We start from the raw sequence: 24,691 nt of genomic DNA, 5'->3' as shown, positions 1-24,691 counted from the left end.
ATTGAACCCGAGACGCAGGCGCCAAGCTAGTTCTGGCTGAGGCGCCTGCGTTCCGGTGTCGTCGGGGGAGCGCCTGCTCGGGTGTTCCGGAAACGAGGTTTGGGTTGGACCGGCTGGATTTCGGCGGAAACGGCGAAACTGGTGACGGACGTGGAGACTCTGCGGAGTACTTCCCGCTCTCGCCCGCACAGCTGGGTATCTGGTACGCGCAGCACGTCGACCCGCTGGTGCCGATCAACATCGCCCAGTTCGTCGACCTGCGTGGTCGCCTCGATGTCGCGACCCTCGAGCGCGCCAGCTCCGAGGCCGCCGCGGAGCAGCAGTCGGGCTTCCTGCGCATCGTCGAGATCGACGGCGAACCGAGGCAGACCGTCGACCTCACCCAGGACGACACGCTGATCTATGTCGACCTGCGCGGCGAGGCCGACCCCGAGGCCGCCGCCGCGGAGTGGATGCGCGGCGAGTACAGCCGCCCGCTCGACATCGTCAAGGACCGCCTGGTCCAGGCCGCCGCGCTACAGCTCGAGGACGAGCGCTGGTACTGGTATGCCCGCGTCCACCACATCGTGCTCGACGGTTTCGGCGCCAACAATTTCGTCACCCGCACGGCACAGCTCTACACCGCGGCCGTCACCGGCACCGAGGCACCGGCCGACAAGGCCACCGATCTGCGCACGCTCTACGAGTCGGAGATCGCCTACCGCGACAGCACCCGCTTCGAATCCGACAAGGCGCACTGGGCTCAGCGCGTGGCCGGACTGGAAGAGGGCAGCAGCCTCACCGGCCGCTCGGCGGCGCCGTCGCCGGTCAACGATGTCACCAGCGCGGCACTGAGCCCGGCGCAGGACACCCTGTTCAGCGATGCCATCACCCGCCACGACACCACCTCGGCCCCGCTGCTGATCGCCGGTTTCGCGGCATACCTGGCACAGATCACGGGCACCGAGGACGTCATCCTCAGCCTGCCCGTGACCGGCCGCACCACCGCCGTGATGCGCCGCTCCGGCGGTGTGACCTCCAACATCGTCCCGCTGCGCCTGCGCGTCGGCCACGACACCACCGTCGCCGACCTGCTGCGCTCGGTCACCACCGAGGTCTCCGGCGCGCTGCGCCACCAGCGCTACCGCCACGAGGACATCCGCCGCGACTCGGCGGGTGACGGCATGGTCGCCACGGAGTTCTTCGGCCCGTGGGTCAACATCATGCTGTTCGACAACGAGCTGCGCTTCGGTGACATGGACGGCACGCTCAACGTGCTCTCCACCGGTTCCATCGAGGACCTCGGCGTCAACTTCTATCAGTCGCACGGCGGCACCCGCTCGCACATCGACTTCGAGACCAACCCGAACCTGTACTCGGCGGCCGACGCGGCCACCCACCACAGCCGGTTCCTCGAGTTCTTCGACCGTTTCCTGGCCGCCGACGCGGTGGCGCCGGTGTGGAGCCTGCCCGTCACCGGCGCGGCCGAGCTGGAGCGCTCGCTGACCGAGTGGAACGACTCGGCGCACGAGGTCCCCGCGACCACCCTGCCCGCGCTGCTCGACGCGCAGATCCCGCTGACCCCGGACAACATCGCCCTCGACTTCGAGGGCGAGACCCTCACCTACGCCGAGTTCGGCGCCAGGGTCAACCAGCTGGCCCGGTTCCTGATCGCCGACGGGGTCGGCCCGGAGTCGCTGGTGGCGCTGGGCATGCGCCGCTCGCTGGACCTGGTCATCGGCATGCACGCCGTGCTGCGGGCCGGTGGCGCCTACGTGCCGATCGACCCGGACCACCCGGCCGACCGCACCGCCTACATCCTCGAGTCCGCGGCACCGGTCTGCGTGCTGACCACCACCGGCGACGACCTGGACCTCCCGGACACCGTGGCCAGGGTGGAGATCGACACCCTCGACACCACCGCGTTCGCCGACACCCCGATCACCGACGCCGAGCGCCTGGCGCCGCTGCGCCCGGACAACACCGCCTACGTCATCTACACCTCGGGTTCGACCGGCCGCCCCAAGGGCGTCGCGGTCACCCACCACGCGATCGTCAACCAAGAGCTGTGGATGCTCGACGAGTACCGGTTGACCGCGGACGACGTCTACCTGCAGAAGACCGCCACCACCTTCGACGTGTCGCTGTGGGGCTACTTCCTGCCGCTGATGGTCGGCGCCAAGCTGGTCATCGCCTCACCCGACGGCCACCGCGACCCGCTCTATGTCGCGGACATGATCGAACGCCACGGCGTCACCGTGACGGACTTCGTGCCGTCCATGCTCACCGTCTTCGTCTCGCACGCCACCCAGGCCCAATGCTCGACGCTGCGTGCGGTTTTCGTCATCGGTGAGGCGCTGCCGCCGGAGACCGCCGCCGGTCTGCGCGCGATCTCCACCGCGGGCCTGCACAACCTGTACGGCCCGACCGAGGCCGCGGTCTCGGTCACCTACTGGGAGGCCACCGAGGCCGACACCGTCACGGTGCCGATCGGTATCCCCGAGTGGAATGTCGAAGTCTACGTACTGGATTCGCGCCTGCGCCCGGCCGCGATCGGCGCGCCGGGTGAGCTGTACCTGGCGGGCCGTCAGCTGGCCCGCTGCTACCGCGGCCGCCCCGACCTGACCTCGGACCGCTTCGTCGCCAACCCGGTCGGCGCCCCCGGCGAGCGCATGTACCGCACCGGTGACCTGGTGCGCTGGAACGCCGACGGCGTCCTGGAGTACATCGGCCGCACCGACTTCCAGGTGAAGTTCCGCGGTCAGCGCATCGAGCTCGGCGAGATCGAGACCGACCTGCTCGCGCACCCGACCGTCAGCCAGGCCGCGGTGCTCGTGGTCGACACCGCGACCGGCCAGCAGCTGGTGGCCTACATCGTGTCCGCGCCCGGCCAGTCCGCCGATCCGGCGACGCTGACCCGTTTCGTGTCCGAGAAGCTGCCCACCTACATGGTGCCCGCGTCGATCATGGTGCTCGACGCGTTCCCGCTCAACACCTCGGGCAAGCTGGACCGCAAGGCCCTGCCCGAGCCCGTGTTCAGCGCTGCCGCGGGCGATTTCCGCGCACCGCGCACCCCGGCCGAGCAGATCGTGGCCGGCATCTTCGCCGATGTGCTCAGCCAGGAGCGGGTCGGCGCCGACGACAACTTCTTCGAACTCGGCGGCAACTCGCTGGTCGCCACCCAGGTCGTCGCCCGGATCGGCGCCGCGTTCGGCATCCAGCTCGGTGTGCGCGCGCTGTTCGAGACCCCGACCGTGGCCGGGCTTGCCGCGCGCGCCGAAGCCGCCTCGCCTGCGGATGTTTCGGCCGCGCGTCCGCCGCTGGTCGCCCAGCAGCATCCGGATCAGGTGCCGCTGTCGCTGGCGCAGCAGCGGATGTGGTTCATCAACCAGTTCGACCCCGCCGCGCCGACCTACAACCTGCCCTTCGTCGTGCGGATGAAGGGCCGCGTCGACGTCGACGCGCTGATCGCCGCACTCAACGATGTCGTCGTGCGCCAGGAATCGCTGCGCACGATCTTCCCTGACGCCGACGGCGGCTTCCAGCAGGTGCTCGGCGCCGACGAGTTCGACCTGGGCATCACGGTGACCCCGATCGACCAGTCGCTGCTGCACGACGAGCTGATCAACTTCGCCTCCACCGGTTTCGACGTCACCCTGGAACTGCCGATCCGCGTGCGGATCTACCAGGTCACCGGCGGAACCACCAACGGCACACCGGAATTCGCGGTCGCCTTCGTCGTCCACCACATCGCGGCCGACGGTTTCTCCTTCGGTCCGCTGGCCCGCGACGTCGCCACCGCCTACCTGGCCCGCTCGGCGGGCGAGGCCCCCGGCTGGGCGCCGCTGCCGGTGCAGTACCGCGACTACACCCTGTGGCAGCGCGAACTGCTCGGCGCCGAGAGCGATCCGGCGTCGATGGCCGCGCGCCAGCTCGACTACTGGCAGCGGGCGCTGGACGGCCTGCCCGACCAGCTCGACCTGCCCAGCGACCGCCCGCGTCCGCAGCAGCAGAGCTTCCGCGGCGCGCGCGTCGGCTTCGACATCGACGCCGACACCCACGAGCAGCTGGCCGCGCTGGCGCGCGCCAACGGCGTCACCCTGTTCATGGTCGTGCACGCCTCGCTGGCCGTGCTGCTGGCGCGGCTGTCGGGCACCACCGACATCGCGGTCGGCACCCCTATCGCCGGCCGTGGCGAGCAGGCGCTCGACGACCTGATCGGCATGTTCGTCAACACCCTGGTGTTGCGTTCCGACGTCGACCCGACCCAGCCGTTCAGCGAATTCCTCGCGCGGACCCGCGAAACCGATCTGAGCGCGTTCGCCAATGCCGACGTGCCGTTCGAGCGGCTCGTCGACGTGCTCAACCCGTCGCGTTCGCAGGCCCGCCACCCGCTGTTCCAGGTGGTCCTCTCGTTCCAGGAGATGTCGCACGGCACCCTGGAACTGCCCGGTCTGTCGGTCGATGCCGACGAGGTCGAGGTCGACATGGCCAAGTTCGACCTGCAGTGGACCCTCACCGAGGAGCACACCGGTTCGGGCTCGCTGTCGGGCATGACCGGCGTGCTCACCTACGCCGTCGACCTGTTCGACCGGTCGACCGTCGAGGAACTGCTGCTGCGCTGGCGGCGCGTGCTCGGCGCGATCCTGGCCGACCCGGCCGTCACCGTCGGCGCGATCGACGTGCTCGACGACGCCGAGCGCACCGACCTGGTCACCCGCTACGGCGCGCCCGCCGCGGTCGCGCGCACGCTGCCGCAGCTGATGGCGCAGGCCGCCCTGGACACCGAGGCGACCGCGGTCGTGTTCGAGGGGACAGCTGTGTCCTACGGCGAGCTCGATCGCCGCTCGAACCAGGTGGCGCGCTTGCTGATTCAGCAGGGGCTCGGCGCCGAGGACTTCGTCGCCGTCGCGGTGCCGCGCTCGCTGGAGTCGGTGCTTGCCGTGTGGTCGGTCGCCAAGACCGGCGCCGCGTTCGTACCCGTCGACCCGAACTACCCGGCCGACCGCATCGCGCACATGATCACCGATGCCGGTGTGTCCGTTGGTATCACCGTCACCTCCGAGGCAGGCGAGCTGCCCGAGTCGGTGCGCTGGATCGAGATCGACGACGTCGATCTCGACGACTTCTCCGATGACCCGCTGGCGCCGCGCGAGCTGGTCCGCCCGACCGATCCCGCGCAGCCCGCGTACCTGATCTACACCTCCGGTTCCACCGGTGTGCCCAAGGGCGTCGTGGTCACCCATGCCAGCGTCGCCAACTTCTGTGCCGAGCAGATCGACCTGTACTCGCTCGACTCCGACACCCGCGCACTGCATTTCGCCTCGCCCTCGTTCGACGCGTCGGTGCTGGAACTGCTGCTGGCGCTGGGCCGCGGCGGCACGCTCGTCGTCGTCCCGCCGGGTGTGTACGGCGGTGAGGAACTGCGCGACATCCTCATCACCGAGGAGGTCACCCACGCGTTCGTGACCCCGGCCGCGCTGGCCACCTTCGACGCGCGCGGCCTGGATCACCTGCGGGTGCTCGCGGCCGGTGGCGAGGCGGTCCCGCCGGAGCTGGTCACCAAGTGGGCGGTGCGCCTGCCCGACGGCTCGCGCCGCATGCTGGGCAACGTCTACGGCCCCACCGAGACCACCATCGCCTCCAACCTCTCCGAGGGCCTGATCCCGGGGGAGCGGGTCGTCATCGGTGGCCCGATCCGCGGTGTCCACACGCTGATCCTCGACGACCGCCTGCGGCCGGTGCCGGTGGGCGTCGCCGGTGAGCTCTACATCGGCGGCGTCGGTATGGCGCGCGGGTACCACGCGCGCGCCGCGCTGACCTCGGATCGCTTCGTCGCCAACCCGTACGCGCCCGGTCAGCGGATGTACCGCACCGGTGACGTGGTGCGCTGGACCGCCGACCGCAATGTCGAGTACGTCGGCCGCTCCGACTTCCAGGTGAAGGTCCGCGGTTTCCGTATCGAGCTCGGCGAGATCGACTCCGCGCTCGCCTCGCACGAGACCGTCGACTTCGCGGTCAGCATCGGCCACAAGAACAAGGGCGGCAGCACCTCGCTGGTGTCCTATGTCGTCGCGGTGCCGGGTAGTTCGATCGATATCCCCGCACTGACCGATCATGTCGCGCAGCGCCTGCCCGCCTACATGGTGCCGTCGTCGATCATGGTGCTCGCCGCCATCCCGCTGACGGTGAACGGCAAGCTCGATCGCCGCGCGCTGCCGGCGCCGGTGTTCGAGGTGCGCGAGTTCCGTGCCCCGACGACCCCGATCGAGCAGATCGTCGCGCAGGTCTTCGCCGACGTGCTCGAGCTCTCGCGCGTCGGTGTCGAGGACGACTTCTTCGAGCTGGGCGGCAACTCGCTGATCGCCACCCAGGTCGCCTCCCGCATCGGCATCGCCCTGGACACCCGTGTCCCCGTGCGCATGCTGTTCGAGGCGCCCACGGTCGCGGCCCTGGCCGCGCGGGTGGAGTCCCAGGCCGGTGACGGCGCGCGCAAGGCGCTGGTCGCCCGCGAGCGGCCCGACCTGGTGCCGCTGTCGCTGGCCCAGCAGCGGATGTGGTTCCTCAACCGCTTCGACACCGCCTCGGCGGTCAACAACATCCCGGTCGCGATCCGCCTGTCCGGTGAGCTCGATGTGGCCGCGCTGCAGGTCGCCGTCATCGACGTGATCGACCGGCACGAGTCGCTGCGCACCGTGTTCCCCGAGTCGGGCAACGGCCCGGTGCAGGTGGTGCTCGACGCCGCGCAGATCGTCCCCGACCTGACCCCGTACCGGGTCACCGAGGACAACCTCATCGACCACCTGATCGACCTGGCGTCGATGGCCTTCGACGTGACCAGCGAAGTGCCGCTGCACGCACGGCTTTTCGAGATCAGCGAGACCGAGTACGTGCTCGGCATGGTCGTGCACCACATCTCCGCCGACGGCTGGTCGATGGCGCCGCTGTCGCGCGATGTCATCGTCGCCTATGCCGCGCGTACCTCGTGGGAGGCGCCGACCTGGGCCGAATTGCCGGTCCAGTACGCCGATTACGCGCTGTGGCAGCGCGAGGTCCTCGGTTCCGAGGACGACCCCAAGTCGCTGATCTCCTCCGAGATCGACTACTGGACCCGCGAACTCGCCGATCTGCCCGACGAGCTGGTGCTCCCGGCCGATCACCCGCGTCCGCCGGTCGCCACCTATCGCGGCGGCACCTACGGCTTCGTCATCTCCGGCGACACCCAGCGCGCCTTGGTCGAACTGGGCCGCCGCTACAACGCCTCGCTGTTCATGGTCATGCACAGCGCGCTGGCCGTGCTGCTTGCCCGCGCCAGCGGCACCAGCGACATCGCCATCGGCACACCCGTGGCGGGCCGTGGTGACCAGGCCCTCGACGACCTGGTCGGCATGTTCGTCAACACCCTGGTGCTGCGCTCCCAGGTCGACGGCGCGACCCCGTTCGCCGCCCTGCTCGACCAGGCCCGCGAGACCGACCTGCAGGCGTTCGCGCACGCCGACGTGCCGTTCGAGCGGCTCGTCGAGGTGCTCAACCCGCCGCGCTCGCAGGCGCGTCACCCGCTGTTCCAGGTGATGCTGTCGTTCCAGAACAACAAGCAGGCCTCGCTGCAGCTGCCCGGCCTGTCGGTCAGCGGCATCGACTACGACTCCCAGCTGGCCAAGTTCGACCTGCAGCTGACGCTGACCGAGGTGCAGGACACCGACGGCGAAGCCGGCGGCATGGCGGCCGAATTCTCCTACGCGCTCGACCTTTTCGAGGAGTCGACGGTCGCCGCGTTCGCGCGCAGGCTCGACAACATCTTCGCCGCCATCGTCGCCGATCCCGAGGTGGCCGTCGGCGACATCGATCTGCTGGCTCCCGAGGAGCACGCGCAGGTCCTCGTCGACTGGAACGACACCGCGCGCGAGGTGCCCGCGGGCACCCTGGTCTCGCTGTTCGACGCGCAGGTCGAGCGGACCCCGGACGCCGTCGCGCTCGTCTTCGACAACGAGTCGCTGTCCTACCGCGAGCTGCAGGAGCGGGCCAACCGCATCGCCCGCAGCCTGATCGCCTCCGGCGTCGGCCCCGGTGACCATGTGGCACTGGCGATCCGGCGCTCCACCGAACTCGTCGTCGCCATGTACGCGGTGCTGCAGACCGGTGCCGCCTACGTGCCGCTCGATCCGGATCAGCCCGCCGACCGCATCGGCCACATCATCGAGACCGCGCAGCCGCGGCTGGTGCTCACCAGCCGTCGCGACGCGTTCGAGGCCGACGGCGTCACCGTGCTCGCGGTCGAGAACATCGAGCTGCCCGCCGATTTCAGCGCCGCGCCGATCACCGATGCCGAGCGCACGGCGCCCCTGCGTCCGTCGAACACCGCGTACGTGATCTTCACGTCGGGTTCGACCGGCCGCCCCAAGGGTGTCGCGGTCGACCATGCCGCGATCGTCAACCGCCTGCTGTGGATGCAGCACGAGTACCCGATCGACGCGGCCGACGCGGTGCTGCAGAAGACTCCGGCCACCTTCGACGTGTCGGTGTGGGAGTTCTTCTGGCCCTTGCAGACCGGCGCGCGCCTGGTCGTCGCCAAGCCCGACGGCCACCGCGACCCGGTGTACCTGGCGCAGATCATCGCCGAACGCGGCATCACGACAGCGCATTTCGTGCCGTCGATGCTGTCGGTGTTCGTGTCGACCCTCGGCAGCAACGGCAATGGCGACGCGGTCCGGCTGCGTCAGGTGTTCGCCTCCGGTGAGGCGCTGCCCGCGCCCACCGCGCAGCGCCTGCGCGAGCTCACCGGCGCGCGGCTGCACAACCTGTACGGCCCCACCGAGGCCGCGGTCGACGTCACCTATCACGAGGTCGTCGACACCGACGTGGAGTCGGTGCCGATCGGCCGTCCGGTGTGGAACACCAAGGTGTTCGTGCTGGATTCGCGTCTGCATCCGGTGGCGCCCGGTGTCGCGGGTGAGCTGTATCTGGCGGGCGATCAGCTCGCCGTCGGCTACCTCAACCGCTCCGACCTCACCGCCGACCGTTTCGTCGCCAACCCGTACGGCGCCGCCGGTTCGCGCATGTACCGCACCGGCGACCTCGTCACCTGGACCCGCGACGGGGAACTGAACTACCTGGGCCGCACCGACTTCCAGGTCAAGCTGCGCGGTCTGCGCATCGAGCTCGGCGAGATCGAGGCGACGCTGCTGGCTCAGCCGGGCGTCGCGCAGTCGGTCGTCGTCGTGCGCGCCGACGCGCACGCCGGTGACCAGCTCGTTGGTTATGTGGTGCCCGAAGCGGATTCGAGCATCGATGTCGCCGCGGTGAAGGCGGGGATCACCGCCGAGCTGCCCGTCTACATGGTGCCCGCGGCGCTGGTCGTGCTCGACGAGTTCCCGCTCAACGCCTCCGGCAAGCTCGACCGCAAGGCGCTGCCGGCGCCGGTGTTCGAGGCCAAGGTGTTCCGCGCGCCCTCGACCCCGATCGAGGAGATCGTGGCCGAGATCTTCGCCGACCTGCTCGGCGCCGAGCGCGTCGGCGTCGACGACGACTTCTTCGCCCTCGGCGGCAACTCGCTGGTCGCCACCCAGGTCGCGGCGCGGCTGAGCAAGGCCCTCGACGCCGAGGTCGGCGTGCGCACCCTGTTCGAGGCGCCCACCGTCGGCGCGCTGGCGGCCCGCGTGGAATCGCATGCGGGCACCGGCGTGCGCGCCGAGCTCACCGCGCGTCAGCGGCCCGAGCACCCGCCGCTGTCGCTTTCCCAGCAGCGCATGTGGTTCCTCAACCGCTTCGACCTGGGCGACACCGGCACCTACAACATCCCGGTCGCCGTCCGCCTGCAAGGCCTGCTCGATCTGCCCGCGTTGCGCGGCGCGGTCGCCGACGTCATCGCGCGGCACGAGTCGCTGCGCACCGTCTACCCCTCGCACGACGGCACCGCCTTCCAGAAGGTCCTCGCGGCCGCCGTTTCCATCCCCGAGCTGGAACTCGTCGAGGCCGACGAGACCGACATGGCGACCTCGCTCTACGAGTTCGCCCGCCGCGGTTTCGACGTCACCGCGCACGCCCCGGTCCGCCTGCGGGTCTACGAGCTCGGTGAGCGCGAGCACGTGCTGGTGATGGTGGTCCACCACATCGCCGCCGACGGTTTCTCGCTGCGCCCGCTGGTGCGCGACCTGATGACCGCCTACGTGGCGCGCACCGCCAACGCCGAGCCGGGCTGGCCGCCGCTGGAGGTGCAGTACGTCGACTACGCGCTGTGGCAGCGCGAAACCCTCGGCGAGGAGACCGATCCCACCTCGCTGATCTCCGAGCAGCTCGACTACTGGCGCGGCGCGCTCGCCGATCTGCCCGACGAGCTGCGCCTCGGCCACAAGTCGCGGCCCGCGCAGGCCACCTACCAGGCGGGCACGCACCGCTTCGACGTGCCAGGCGAGCTGGTCGACGCGCTGAACCGCGTCGCGCACGAGCACGGCACCACGCTGTTCATGGTGGTGCACAGCGCCTTCGCCGCGCTGCTGTCGCGCCTGTCCGGCACCGAGGACATCGCCGTCGGCATCCCGGTAGCCGGTCGTGGCGAGCAGGCGCTCGACGACCTGGTCGGCATGTTCGTCAACACCCTGGTGCTGCGCGCCAGGGTCGACCCCGCGGTCTCCTTCGCCGAGCTGCTCGGTCAGGTCCGCGAGAACGACCTGGCCGCCTTCGCGCACGCCGACGTGCCGTTCGAGCGCCTCGTCGAGGTGCTCAACCCGGCCCGTTCGCAGGCGCGGCACCCGCTGTTCCAGGTGATGCTCTCGTTCCAGAACCTGGGCCGCACCACCCTGGAACTGCCCGGCCTCACCGTCTCCGAGCTGGGCATCGACCAGCACGTGGCCAAGTTCGATCTGCAGCTGGCGCTCAGCGAGGTGCCCGCCGACGACGACAGCCACATGGAGGCCGAACTCGTCTACGCCACCGACCTTTTCGACGCCGGTTTCGCCGCGACCTTCGGCGCGCGTCTGCTGCGCGTGCTCACCGGCATCGTGGCCGACCCGTCGATCGCCGTCGGTGACATCGAACTGCTCGACGCCGCCGAGCGCACCCTGGTGCTCGACCGGTGGAACGACACCGAATTCGCCGTCGACGCCGCGCTGAGCACCCCAAGCGACGACGACCCGGCCACCCTCAACGCCCTGTTCGAAGCGCAGGTCGCGCGCACGCCCGACGCGACCGCGCTCACGTTCGATGGGACGAGTCTGTCCTATGCCGAGTTCGCGGTCCGCGTGCGCAAGCTGGCGCGCTGGCTCAAGGACGCGGGCGTCGGCCCGGAATCGTATGTGGCCCTCGGCATGCGGCGCTCGATCGACCTGCTGGTCGGCATGTACGCCGTGTCCGCCGCCGGTGGCGCCTACGTGCCGCTCGACCCCGATCACCCGGCCGAGCGCATCGAGCACATCCTCGACACCGCGCAGCCGGTGTGTGTGCTGACCTCCGGCGAGACCCTGCCCGGCGTGGCCGGTCGCGAGGTGCGCATCGACCAGCTCGACCTGTCCGGCCAGTCGGCCGAGCCGGTCACCGACGCCGACCGGCATCGCCCGCTGCGCTCGGACAACACCGCCTACGTCATCTTCACCTCCGGCTCGACCGGTCGGCCGAAGGGTGTGGCGGTCAGCCATGCCGCGATCGTCAACCGCCTGGTGTGGATGCACGCCGCCTACGGGCTGGCCGCCGACGACGTGGTGCTGCAGAAGACGCCGGCCACCTTCGACGTGTCGGTGTGGGAGTTCTTCTGGCCGCTGCAGGTCGGCGCGCGCCTGGTCGTCGCCAAGCCGGACGGGCATCGCGACCCGGCCTACCTGGCCCGCCTGATCGCGGCCGAGCAGGTCACCACGGTGCACTTCGTGCCGTCGATGATGGCCGTGTTCGTCACCGAACCCCTTGCCGCCGAGTGCGTCTCGCTGCGCAACGTGTTCGCCTCCGGTGAGGCGCTGCCCTCGCCCACCGCGCAGCGCCTGCGCGAGCTGACCGGTGCCGCGCTGCACAACCTGTACGGGCCGACCGAGGCCGCGGTCGACGTGACCTATCACGAGGTCACCGACGCCGACACCGACACCGTGCCGATCGGCGCGCCGGTGTTCAATACCCGCCTCTACGTGCTGGATTCGCGGCTCAAGCCGGTTCCAGTCGGTGTCGCGGGTGAGCTCTACCTCGCGGGCGTGCAGCTGGCGCACGGTTATGTGGGTCGCCCCGACCTCACCATGGACCGCTTCGTCGCCGACCCGTTCGCGCCCGGCGAGCGCATGTACCGCACCGGTGACCTCGTCACCTGGACCGCGGACGGCGAGCTGGAGTACCTGGGCCGCACCGACTTCCAGGTGAAGCTGCGTGGTCTGCGCATCGAGCTCGGCGAGATCGAGTCCGCGCTCACCGCGCTGCCGCAGATCGCGCAGTCGGTGGTCGTGGTCCGCGCCGACGAGCGCACCGGTGATCAGCTGGTCGCCTACGTCATCCCGCAGCAGGGCTCCATCGTCGACACCGACGCGGTCAAGGACGCCCTCGGCGCCGAACTGCCGGTGTACATGGTTCCGGCCGCGTACGTGGTGCTGAACGCCTTCCCGCTCAACGCTTCCGGCAAGCTCGACCGTAAGGCGCTGCCCGCGCCGGTGTTCGCCGCGCGCACCTTCCAGGCACCGGTCACCCCGGTGCAGCAGATCGTCGCCGCCACCTTCGCCGAGGTCCTCGGCGCCGGTCAGGTCGGCCTCGACGACGACTTCTTCGAACTCGGCGGCAACTCGCTCGTGGCCACCAGGGTCGCGGCGCGCCTGTCCGAGGCGCTCGACACCCAGGTGCCGCTGCGCGCGCTGTTCGAGGCATCGACCGTCGCCGCGCTCGCGGCCCGCGTCGAGACCGCCACCGGGCGCGGCGGGCGCATCCCGCTGGTGCCGCAGCCGCGCCCCGAGCTGGTGCCGCTGTCACAGGCCCAGCAGCGGATGTGGTTCCTCAACCGCTTCGACAACCGCACCGCCGTCAACAACATCCCGGTGGCGATCCGCCTGACCGGTGACCTCGACGTCGCCGCGCTGGAGGCGGCCATCGCCGACGTGACCGCGCGGCACGAGTCGCTGCGCACCTTCTACCCCGAGGTCGAGGGCGCCGGCTACCAGCAGGTCCTGCCCGCCGACGAGGTCCGCTTCGCGCTGCCCGCCCAGCCGGTGACCGCCAACGAGGTCGTCGCCCGCGTCGTGGAACTGGCGAGCGTGCACTTCGACGTCACCCGCGAGGTGCCGTTCCGCGCCAGCCTGCTGCGCGTCGACGAGCGCAACCACGTGGCCGTGCTGGTCATGCACCACATCAGCGGTGACGGCTTCTCGCTGCGGCCGCTGCTGCGCGACGTCGTCGTGGCCTACACCGAGCGCGTGCGCGGCGAGGTTCCCGCGTGGGCCCCGCTCGAGGTGCAGTACGCCGACTACACGCTGTGGCAGCGTGAGGTGCTCGGCGAGGAGTCCGATCCGGAGTCGGTCGCCGCGAGCCAGATCGGCTACTGGACCGAGCAGTTGCGTGATCTGCCCGACCAGATCGAGCTGCCCGCCGACCGGCCGCGTCCCGAGATCGCCACCAATGCCGGTGACCTGTACCGCTTCTCGGTCGACGCGGGTCTGCACCGCGCGCTGACCGACATCGCCCGCGCGCACGGCGTCACCCTGTTCATGGTGATGCACGCCGCGCTGGCCACCTGGGCCGCGCGTTTGTCCAACAGCACCGACATCGCCATCGGCACCCCGATCGCGGGCCGTGGCGAGCGTGCCCTGGACGACCTCGTCGGCATGTTCGTCAACACCCTGGTGCTGCGCAGCGAGGTCGACCTCGGCGGCAGCTTCGGTGACCTGCTCGACCAGGTCCGCAAGGTCGACCTGTCCGCGTTCGCCAATGCCGACGTGCCGTTCGAGCGCCTCGTCGACGTGCTCAGCCCCACCCGCTCGCAGGCTCACCACCCGCTGTTCCAGGTGGCGCTGACCTTCGAGGCGGCCACCGCCGCCGACACCGGCACCGTCGCCCTGCCCGGCCTCGATCTGAATGTCGTCGACTTCGACCCGGGCACAGCGAAATTCGACGTGCAGCTGACCGTGGGCGAAGCCGCCGACGGCTCGCTGTCCATGTCGTGGAACTACGCCACCGATCTGTTCGACCCCGAGACCGTCGCCGCCTTCGGTGACCGCCTGATCCGCGTCCTGCGCACCGTCGCCGAGAACCCCGACGTGATCGTCGGCGACATCGACCTGCTCGGCGAGGCCGAACAGCGCGACGTCGCGCAGCGCTGGGTGTCCTCCGGCGCCGACGCGATCGCCCTGCCGGTCATCCACGACGCCAGCACCCCGGCGGGCCACCGCCGTGGCCTGTTCGGCAACAAGCACACGACGCTGGTCGACCTGTTCGACGCGGCGGCCGCGGCCTACCCGGACCGTATCGCCGCCAAGTTCGGTGTCGAGTCGCTGACCTACGCCGAGCTCGACCGCGGCGCGAATGTGCTGGCGCGCAGGCTGATCGCCGACGGCGCGGGCCCGGAGTCGCTGGTCGCGGTGATCCTGCCGCGCTCGCTCGACCTGGTCGTCGCGCTGCTGGCCGTCGTCAAGACCGGCGCGGGCTATGTGCCGGTGGACCCGACCTACCCGGCCGAGCGCATCGCCTACGTGCTCGAGGATTCCCGCCCAACCAGCGTGGTCCTCGATTCCACCGTCCAGGTGACGGTGCCCGCGCACCTGCCCTCGGTGGTGCTCGACGGTTTCGCCGTGGAGACCGGCAATGTCGAGGACGCCGACGACCTGCCGATCACCGACGCCGACCGGCTGGCCCCGCTCTCGCCGGACAATGTCGCCTACGTCATCTACACCTCCGGCTCGACCGGCCGCCCCAAGGGCGTCGCGGTCGCGCACCGGAACGTGGTGCGCCTGTTCGCCAATACCGATCGCGATTTCGGCTTCGGCGCGCGCGATGTGTGGACGCTGTTCCACTCCTACGCCTTCGACTTCTCGGTGTGGGAGCTGTGGGGCCCGCTGCTGTTCGGTGGCTCGCTGATCGTCGTCGACTACTACACCTCGCGCTCGCCCGAGCAGTTCCTGGAACTGCTGCGCGTCGAGCAGGTGACGGTGCTCAACCAGACGCCGTCGGCGTTCTACCAGCTCGCCGAGGCCGACCGGATCGCCGGCCCCGGCCTGGAACCGCTGGCCCTGCGCTACGTCGTCTTCGGTGGCGAGGCGCTGGAACTGCGCCGCCTCTCGGATTGGGTCGCCCGCCACGGCGACAGCTCGCCGACGCTGGTCAACATGTACGGCATCACCGAGACCACGGTGCACGTGTCGTTCCGCGCGCTCGACGCGAAAACTATTGCCGCCGCGGCCGGTTCGGTCGTCGGCCGGGCCATCGCGGGCCTCGGCGTGTACGTGCTCGACAGCCGGCTGCGCCCGGTGCCGGTCGGTGTCGCGGGTGAGATGTATGTCGCCGGACCGCAGTTGGCGCGCGGCTACCTCGGCCGCCCCGACCTGACGGCGACCCGCTTCGTCGCCAACCCCCTCGCGGGCCCGAACCAGGCGGGTTCGCGCCTGTACCGCTCCGGTGACCTCGCGCGCTGGAACCGCTTCGGCGAACTCGAATACCTCGGCCGCGCCGACGATCAGGTGAAGGTCCGCGGCTTCCGCATCGAGCTCGGTGAGATCGAAGCCGCCGTCCTCGCGCAGCCGGGCATCGCCCAGGCCGCGGTCATCGTGCGCGAGGACCAGCCGGGTGACCAGCGCATCGTCGCCTACGTGGTCGCCGACGGCGACGCCAAGCCCGACCTCGACGTCGTGCGCAGCGGTGCCGCCGAGCAGCTGCCCGCCTACATGGTTCCGGCGGCCCTTGTCCGCCTGGAATGGATCCCGCTGACCGTCAACGGCAAGCTGGACCGCCGCGCCCTGCCCGCTCCGGCGGTGCAGGCGCGGGCCTTCCGCGCCCCGGTCACCCCGGTGCAGGAGACCGTCGCCGCGGTCTTCGCCGATGTGCTCGGCCTTGACCGGGTCGGCGTCGACGACGACTTCTTCGACCTCGGCGGCAACTCGCTCATCGCCACCCGCGTTGTCGCCCGCATCGGCGCCGCGCTCGGCGCCACCGTGCCGGTGCGCGCGCTGTTCGAAGCCTCCACCGTGGAAGCCCTCGCGGCCCGGGTGGAATCGCACACCGGCGGCACCGCCCGCGCGGCGCTCGTCGCCCGCGAGCGCACCGAGGGCGAACTGGTGCCGCTGTCGTTCGCGCAGCAGCGCATGTGGTTCCTCAACAAGTACGACACCACGTCGGCCGCCTACAACCTGCCCGTCGCCATCCGCCTGACCGGTGCCCTCGACACCGAGGCGCTCTCGCTGGCACTGGCCGACCTGGTGCGCAGGCACGAATCGCTGCGTACCCGGTACCCCGAGCACGGCGGCACCCCGGTGCAGCAGATCGTCGCGGCCGAACGCATCTCGCTGGATCTGCGCCCGGTCACGGTCGCGCAGGATCAGCTGTTCGGCACCGTCACCGAGTTCGTGTCCACCGGTTTCGATGTGGCCGAACAGGTTCCGCTGCGCGCCCGCCTGTTCAAGGTGAGCGACACCGAACACGTCCTTGTTGTGGTGGTCCATCACATCGCCGCCGACGGTTTCTCCATCGCGCCGCTGACCCGCGACGTGATGCTGGCCTACACCGCCCGCGCCCAGGGCACCGCGCCCGGCTGGGCGCCGCTGCCGGTGCAGTACGCCGACTTCGCGATCTGGCAGCGCGCGGTCCTCGGCACCGAGGACGACGCCGATTCGCTCATGTCGCGCCAGGTCGGCTACTGGCAGCGCCAGCTCGCGGGTGTCCCCGACGAGCTGACCCTGCCGTTCGACCGGGCCCGCCCGGCCATCGCCTCGCATCGCGGCGCCACCGTGCACCGCGAGCTCGCGCCGGAGCTCATCGCCAAGCTCGACGAGGTGGCGCGTCGTCAAGGCGCGTCGCTGTTCATGGTCATGCACACCGCGCTCGCGGTGCTGCTCTCGCGCCTGTCCGGCTCCGACGACATCGCCATCGGCACGCCCATCGCGGGCCGTGGTGAGCAGGCCCTCGACGACCTGGTCGGCATGTTCGTCAACACCCTGGTGCTGCGCACCGGCGTGCGCCCGGCCGAGTCCTTCACCGATCTGCTCGAGCAGTCCCGCAAGGCCGACCTCGACGCCTACGGCAATGCCGACGTGCCGTTCGAGCGCCTGGTGGAACTGCTGGCGCCGGAGCGTTCGCAGTCGCGCAACCCGCTGTTCCAGGTGATGCTGGCCTTCCAGAACCTGGACCGCACCACGCTGGAACTGCCCGGCCTCGCCGTGTCGGCGCTCGATCTCGACGAGAGCGTCGCCCGCTTCGACCTGCAGTTCACCCTCTCCGAGCTCGGTGAGCCCGGCAGCGGCGGCATGGCGCTGGCACTGAACTACGCGACCGAGCTGTTCGACGAAGCGACCGTCGACACCATCGCGACCCGCTGGGAGCGCGTGCTCGAAGCCGTCGCCGCCGATGCCGCGGTGACCATCGGCGCGATCGACGTCCTCGACGCCGCCGAGCGGGCCGACCTGGTGTTCCGCGTCGGCGAACCGCCGGTGCCCGCGCGCACCCTGCGCAGCCTGCTGGCCGACGCCGTCGACCGGAACCCGACCGGCGATGCCGTCGTGTTCCAGGGGACAGCTCTGTCTTACGCCGAGCTGGATGAGCGCTCGAACCGCCTGGCGCGCTTGCTGATCGCCGAGGGCATCGGCGCCGAAGACCTCGTCGCCGTCGGTGTCCCGCGTTCGGCCGACTCGGTCTTCGCCGCCTGGGCCGTCGCCAAGACCGGCGCCGCGTTCGTGCCGGTCGACCCGACCTACCCGGCCGACCGCATCGCCCACATGGTCACCGACTCCGGTTCACCGCTCGGCCTCACCGTCGCCTCCGTGCGCGATGGCCTGCCGGAATCGGCGCGCTGGCTGGTGCTCGACGAGCTGGATCTGGACGCCTTCGACGGCGGCCCGGTCGACGACTCGGAGCTGGTCCGCGCGACCACGCCCGAGCAGCCCGCCTACGTCATCTACACCTCCGGTTCGACCGGCGTCCCCAAGGGCGTCGTCGTCACCCACGCCGGTCTGGCGAACTTCGGCGAGGAGCAGGCCAAGCGCTATGCCCTCGACTCCGACACCCGCGCACTGCATTTCGCCTCGCCCTCGTTCGACGCCTCGATCCTGGAACTGCTGCTGGCGCTGGCCCGTGGCGGCGCGCTGGTCGTCGTCCCGCCGGGTGTCTACGGCGGTGACGAACTGTCCGAGCTGATCCGTGCCGAGCGGGTCACCCACGCGTTCATCACCCCCGCCGCGCTGGCGACCTTCGACCCGAGCGGCCTGGATTCGCTGCGGGTCCTCGTCGCCGGTGGTGAAGCGGTGCCCGCCGATCTGGTGAGCAAGTGGGCGGTTCCGTTGGCGGACGGCACGACCCGTGCCTTCCACAACGGCTACGGCCCCACCGAGACCACGATCATGACCAACATCAGCGCCGCGCTGGTGCCGGGCGAGCTGGTCACCATCGGTGGCCCCACCCGCGGCATGCGCTCGCTGATCCTGGACGCCCAGCTCCAGCCCGTTCCGGTGGGTGTCGCGGGTGAGCTGTATCTGTCGGGCATCCAGCTGGCGCGTGGCTACCACGCCCGCGCCGGTCTGACCGCCGACCGGTTCGTCGCCGATCCGTTCGTGCCGGGGGAGCGGATGTACCGCACCGGTGACGTCGTGCGCTGGACCGCCGCCGGCACCGTCGAATACGTCGGCCGCTCCGACTTCCAGGTCAAGATCCGCGGTTTCCGTATCGAACTGGGCGAGATCGACTCGGCCCTCGCCTCGCACGAGACCGTCGACTTCGCGACCACCGTCGGCCACAAGAGCACCGCGGGCGCTGTCTCGCTGGTCGCGTATGTGGTTGCCGCGCCGGGCCGTTCGATCGATGTCGCGGCGCTGACCGCGCACGTCGAGGATCGTCTGCCCGCCTACATGGTGCCCTCGTCGATCATGGTGATCGACCACGTGCCGCTGACCCCGGTCGGCAAGCTCGACCGCAAGGCGCTGCCGGAGCCGGTGTTCGCCACCGAGGTCACCTTCCGCGCCGCGCGCACCTCGATCGAGCAGACCATCGCCGAGGTCTTCGCCGAGGTGCTCGGTGTCGAGCGCGTCGGTGTCGACGACTCGTTCTTCGCCCTTGGCGGCGACTCGATCGTCTCCATCCAGCTCGTCTCGCGGGCCAAGGCCCGTGGCGTGCTGTTCACCCCGCGCCACGTCTTCGAGCAGCGCACCGTCGCCGGCCTCGCCTCGGTCGCCGAAACCGCCGATGTGGCAGCGGCTTCCGTGGTCACCCTGGCCGAGCTGCCCGGCGGCGGCGTCGGTGAGCTGCCGCTGACCCCGGTCGTGCGGTTCATGGCCGAGCGGTCCGGCTCGTTCGACCGGTTCAACCAGACCATGGCGCTGGAACTTCCGGTCGGCATCGACCGCGCCGGCATCGCCGCCACCGTCGGCGCGGTCATCGACCGCCACGACATGCTGCGCTCGCGCCTGCACCAGGTCGACGGCCGCTGGGTCGTCGACACCGCGCCGGCCGGTGCTGTCGACGCCGACGCGCTGATCGACCACAGCACCTTCGACGCGACCGTCACCGACGCGGAGCTCGTCGAGATCGCCTCCGCCGCATTGGATGCCAGCCTCGACCGGCTCGATCCGGCCGCGGGCGTCGTCGTCCGGTTCGTGTGGCTGGAGCCGGCCGTGAGCGCATCGGCGCCCGTGGTTTCGCTGCCCGGCGCCGAAGCCGCGGCTCCGGCGAAGGCCACCCGCGCCGGACGTTTGATCGTCGTCGCCCACCACCTCGTGGTCGACGGTGTCTCCTGGCGCATCCTGGTGCCCGACTTCGTCGCCGCCTGGGGTCAGCTGTCGGCCGGTCAGCGGCCCGAGCTGGTCGCCCCGGCCACCTCGATGCGGGCCTGGGCGCACGCGCTCGCCGACGAGGCGCGCACCCCCGAGCGCACCGCCGAGCTCGACTTCTGGCGCGAGGTCGTCGCCACCCCGGATCCGCTGCTCACCGAGCGGCCGATGGACCCGGCGGTCGACGTCTCCGGCGTCATCGAGAAGCTGCCGGTTGAGGTGTCCGCCGAGGTCACCAAGGCCCTGCTGACCACAGTGCCCGCCCTGTTCCACGGTGGCGTCAACGACGGTCTGCTCACCGCGCTCGCCCTGGCCGCGGCGAAGTGGCGCTCCACGCGCGTCCCCGCCACCGGCGCGGGCATCCCGGTCAACGGCTCCGCGCACCGCGACGGCCCGCGCACCGACTCCGCCCGGTCCGGCAGCGACGCGCTGCTGGTGCGCCTCGAAGGCCACGGCCGTGAGGAAGAGGTCGCGCCCGGCGCCGATCTGTCCCGCACCGTCGGCTGGTTCACCGCGATCTTCCCGGTCCGGCTCGACCTGGCCGGCATCGACATCGACGCCGCGCTGGCCGGTGGCCCCGCGCTGGGCCAGGCGGTCAAGGCCGTCAAGGAACAGCTGCTCGCCGTGCCCGACAAGGGCATCGGCTACGGCCTGCTGCGGTACATGAACGCCGACACCGCGGCGGAACTGCCCGCCCAGCTGCCCGGCCAGATCAGCTTCAACTACCTGGGCCGTGTCGCCGACAGCGACGTGCCCGACGCGCTGCGCGGCTTCGGCTGGATCCCCGCGCCCGAGCTGGCCGCCCTCGGCGGCGCCTACGACGCCGACATGCCCGCGATGGCGCCGCTGGACGTCAACGCGATCGTCGTCGGCGACAAGCTCAGCGCCAATATCGGCTACCCGAGCACTCTGCTCGCCGCCGCCGAGGTGCGGGAGTTCGCCGACCTGTGGGTCACCGCGCTGGAAGCCGTCGCCCGGCACGCCAACTCGGCCGACGCGGGCGGCCACACGCCGTCCGACTTCGCGCTGGTGCGCTCCACCCAGGGCGATATCGACGTCTGGGAGAAGCGCTACCCCGAGCTGACCCAGGTGTGGCCGCTGGCCGCGCTGCAAGCGGGTCTGTTCTTCCACGCCCGCCTGGCCGCCAGCTCGGTCGACGTCTACACCGCGCAGGCGGTCCTGACGCTCACCGGCCGGGTCGACGCCACCCGTCTGCGCGCCGCCGCCCAGGCCCTGCTGGACCGGCATGAGGCGCTGCGCACCGCGTTCGTCACCGACCACGACGGCAACGCCGTCCAGATCGTCCTCGACCACGCCAAGGTGGCCTGGACCGAGCACGACCGCACCGAAACCGGTGAGTTCGCCGACCTCGTCGAGGCCGACCGCAACGCCCGCTTCGACCTGGCAGCGCCGCCGCTGATCCGGTTCACCCTGATCCAGATCGCCGAGGACGAATGGCGCTTCGTGGTGTCCAACCACCACATCCTCCTCGACGGCTGGTCGACGCCGCTGGTCATGCGCGACCTGCTCGCGCTCTACGCCCTGCACGGCGACACGAGCGCGCTGCCCGCCGTCCGCTCCTACCGTCACTTCCTGGAATGGGTTGCCCAGCAGGATCACTCGGTGTCGGTGGCGGCCTGGTCCGACGCCCTGCGCGGCGTCACCGAGCCGACCCTGCTGGCCCGCCCCGACGCCAGCCGCGAGATCGCGGCCCTGTCCGACGAGTACCTGTTCGACCTGGACGAGCCGGCCACGGCCCGCCTGGTCGCACTCGCCGCCGACCTCGGCGTCACGCCGAACACCGTGCTGCAGGTCGCCTGGTCGATCGTGCTCGGCCGGATGACCGGCCGCGACGACGTGCTGTTCGGCACCACCGTCTCGGGCCGCCCGGCGCAGCTGTCCGGCGTGGAATCCATGGTCGGCCTGTTCATCAACACCGTCCCGGTGCGCGTGCGCTTCGACGCCGCCGAATCGGTGCGCGAGGTGCTGACCCGCACCCAGGGCGAGCAGGCCGACCTGCTCGACCACCACTACATCGGCCTGGCCGACATCCAGTCGGCCGCCGGCATCGGTGGCCTGTTCGACTCGCTGGTGGTCTTCGAGTCTTACCCGGTCGACGCCGAGGGCATCAAGGCCCAGGCCGCCGACATCGACGGCATGGCCGTCACCGGCCTTGACGCCGCCGACGCCACGCACTACCCGCTGTCGCTGATCGCGCAGCTGGACACGCAGCTCCGTATTCGGGCCGGCTACCTGAGCGACCTGTTCGACGCCGCCACCGTGCACCGCATCGCCGAGCGCCTGATCCGGGTGCTCACCGCGATCACCACCGAACCCGGTGTGGCCGTCGGTGATATCGAGCTGCTCGATGCCGCCGAACGCGAACTGGTCGTGCGCGACTGGAACGCGACCGCGCACGAGGTCGACCAGCAGGCCACGCTCGTCTCGATGTTCGAGGCGCAGCTGGCGCGCACCCCGCTGGCCACCGCCCTGACCTTCGAGGGGACGAGTCTGTCCTACGGCGAGTTCGCCCAGCGGGTCTACCGCCTGGCGCGCTGGCTGATCGATCGTGGCGTCGGCCCGGAAACCTATGTGGCACTGGGCATGCGCCGCTCGATCGACCTGGTCGTCGGCATGTACGCGGTGAGCGTGGCCGGTGGCGCCTACGTGCCGCTCGATCCCGATCACCCGGCCGAGCGCACGGAATACATTCTGGCGACGGCGGATCCGGTGTGTGTGCTCACCTCGGAGTCCGACCTGGAGATCGACACGGCGCAGGTCCGCATCGACCTGCTCGACCTGGTCGGCTACGCCGATACCCGCGTCACCGATGCCGAGCGCACGGCGCCCCTGCGTCCGTCGAATACCGCGTACGTGATCTTCACGTCGGGTTCGACGGGTCGTCCGAAGGGTGTGGCGGTCAGCCATGGCGCGATCGTCAACCGTCTGGTGTGGATGCAGGCCGCCTACGGCCTCACCGCGGACGATGTTGTGTTGCAGAAGACTCCGGCCACGTTCGACGTGTCGGTGTGGGAGTTCTTCTGGCCCTTGCAGATCGGTGCGCGTCTGGTCGTCGCCAAGCCGGACGGTCATCGCGATCCGGCGTACCTGGCCGAGATCATTCGCGTCGAAGGCGTGACCGTCACCCACTTCGTGCCGTCGATGCTCGCGGTCTTCGTCGCCGACGCCGCGGCCGCCCGCTGCGAATCGCTGCGGATGGTGTTCGCCTCCGGTGAGGCGCTGCCGCCCAAGCCCGCGCACCGCCTGCGCGAGCTCACCGGCGCCGCGCTGCACAACCTGTACGGCCCCACCGAAGCCGCGGTCGACGTCACCTTCCACGAGGTCGTCGACACCGACACCGACACCGTCCCGATCGGCGCCCCGGTGTTCAACACCGAGGTGTACGTGCTGGACGCGCGCCTGCGGCCGGTCCCGGTCGGTGTCGCGGGTGAGCTGTACCTGGCGGGCACCCAGCTGGCGCGCGGCTATGTCGCGCGGCCGGACCTGACCGCCGACCGCTTCGTCGCGAACCCCTTCGAAGACGACGGCGCCCGCATGTACCGCACCGGCGACCTCGTCGCCTGGACCGAGCTCGGCGAGCTGGAATACCTGGGCCGCACCGACTTCCAGGTGAAGCTGCGTGGTCTGCGCATCGAGCTGGGCGAGATCGAGTCGGCGCTGACCGGCCTCGACGAGGTCGCCCAGTCGGTCGTCGTTGTCCGCGGCGACCAGCACACCGGCGACCAGCTGGTGGCCTACGTCATCGCCGCGCCGGGCCGCACCGTCGACATCGAGGACGCCCGCGAGGAACTGGGCAACAACCTGCCCGCCTACATGGTGCCCGCGGTCATCATCGTCCTCGACGAGTTCCCGCTCAACGCCTCCGGCAAGCTCGACCGCAAGGCGCTGCCCGCGCCGGTGTTCGAGGCCGCGGTGTTCCGCGCCCCGACCACCCCGGTCGAGGAGATCGTCGCCGCCACCTTCGCCGACGTGCTCGGCCTGGAGCGGGTCGGCCTCGACGACGACTTCTTCGCCCTCGGCGGCAACTCGCTGACCGCGACCCAGGTCGCCGCCCGCCTGTCGGCCTCGCTGGAGACCGACATCGGCGTCCGCGAGCTGTTCGAGGCCTCCACCGTCGCCGGGCTGGCCGCGCGCGCCGAGACGCACTCCGGCACCGACCGCCGCGCCGCGCTGGTCCCGCAGCATCGCCCCGAGCGGGTGCCGCTGTCGCTGGCCCAGCAGCGCATGTGGTTCCTCAACCGCTTCGACCCCGAATCCGCGGTCGACAACATCCCGGCCGCCGTGCGGCTGTCGGGTCTGCTCGACCGGCAGGCGCTGCAGGTGGCCGTGGCCGACGTGCTCGCCCGCCACGAGTCGCTGCGCACCTACTACCCCGAGGTCGCGGGCGCGGCACACCAGGTGATCGTGCCGACCGGCAAGGTCATCCCCGATCTCGCGCCGATCGAGACCACGGGTGCCGAACTGCCGCAGCGCCTCTCGGAGCTGGTGCTGACCGCGTTCGACGTCACCGCCGAGGTGCCGTTCCGGGCCGCCCTGTTCGAGATCAGCCCGACCGAACACGTGCTCGCCCTTGTCGTGCACCACATCTCGGCCGACGGCTTCTCCATGGGCCCGTTGACCCGCGACGTGATGACCGCCTACAGCGCTCGCGTGGAAGGCGCCGAACCGGCCTGGCGTCCGCTCGAGGTCCAGTACGCCGACTTCGCGCTGTGGCAGCGCGCCGTGCTCGGCGACGAGGACGACGCCAAGTCCGTGATCTCCCAGCAGATCTCGTT

At 70.8% G+C, this 24,691-nt stretch carries 1 protein-coding gene (cut by a window edge); it reads left to right on the top strand.

Annotated elements, in window-relative coordinates; translation table 11 throughout:
• Positions 1 to 104: 104 nt before the first annotated feature.
• Positions 105 to 24,691: the 5' portion of a non-ribosomal peptide synthase/polyketide synthase gene (locus ACFWF2_RS07765; RefSeq protein ID WP_379305736.1), read on the top strand. 19,300 nt of this gene lie beyond the right edge of the window; only the first 24,587 of its 43,887 coding nucleotides appear in the window; the start codon lies at positions 105 to 107; its stop codon lies beyond the right edge, outside the window.

Origin of the sequence: Nocardia sp. NPDC060259, from assembly GCF_042728775.1 — a bacterium.
Taxonomy (GTDB): domain Bacteria; phylum Actinomycetota; class Actinomycetes; order Mycobacteriales; family Mycobacteriaceae; genus Nocardia.
The sequence above is the reverse complement of the archived record's forward strand: the minus strand, read 5'-3'. Positions and strand labels throughout refer to the sequence as shown.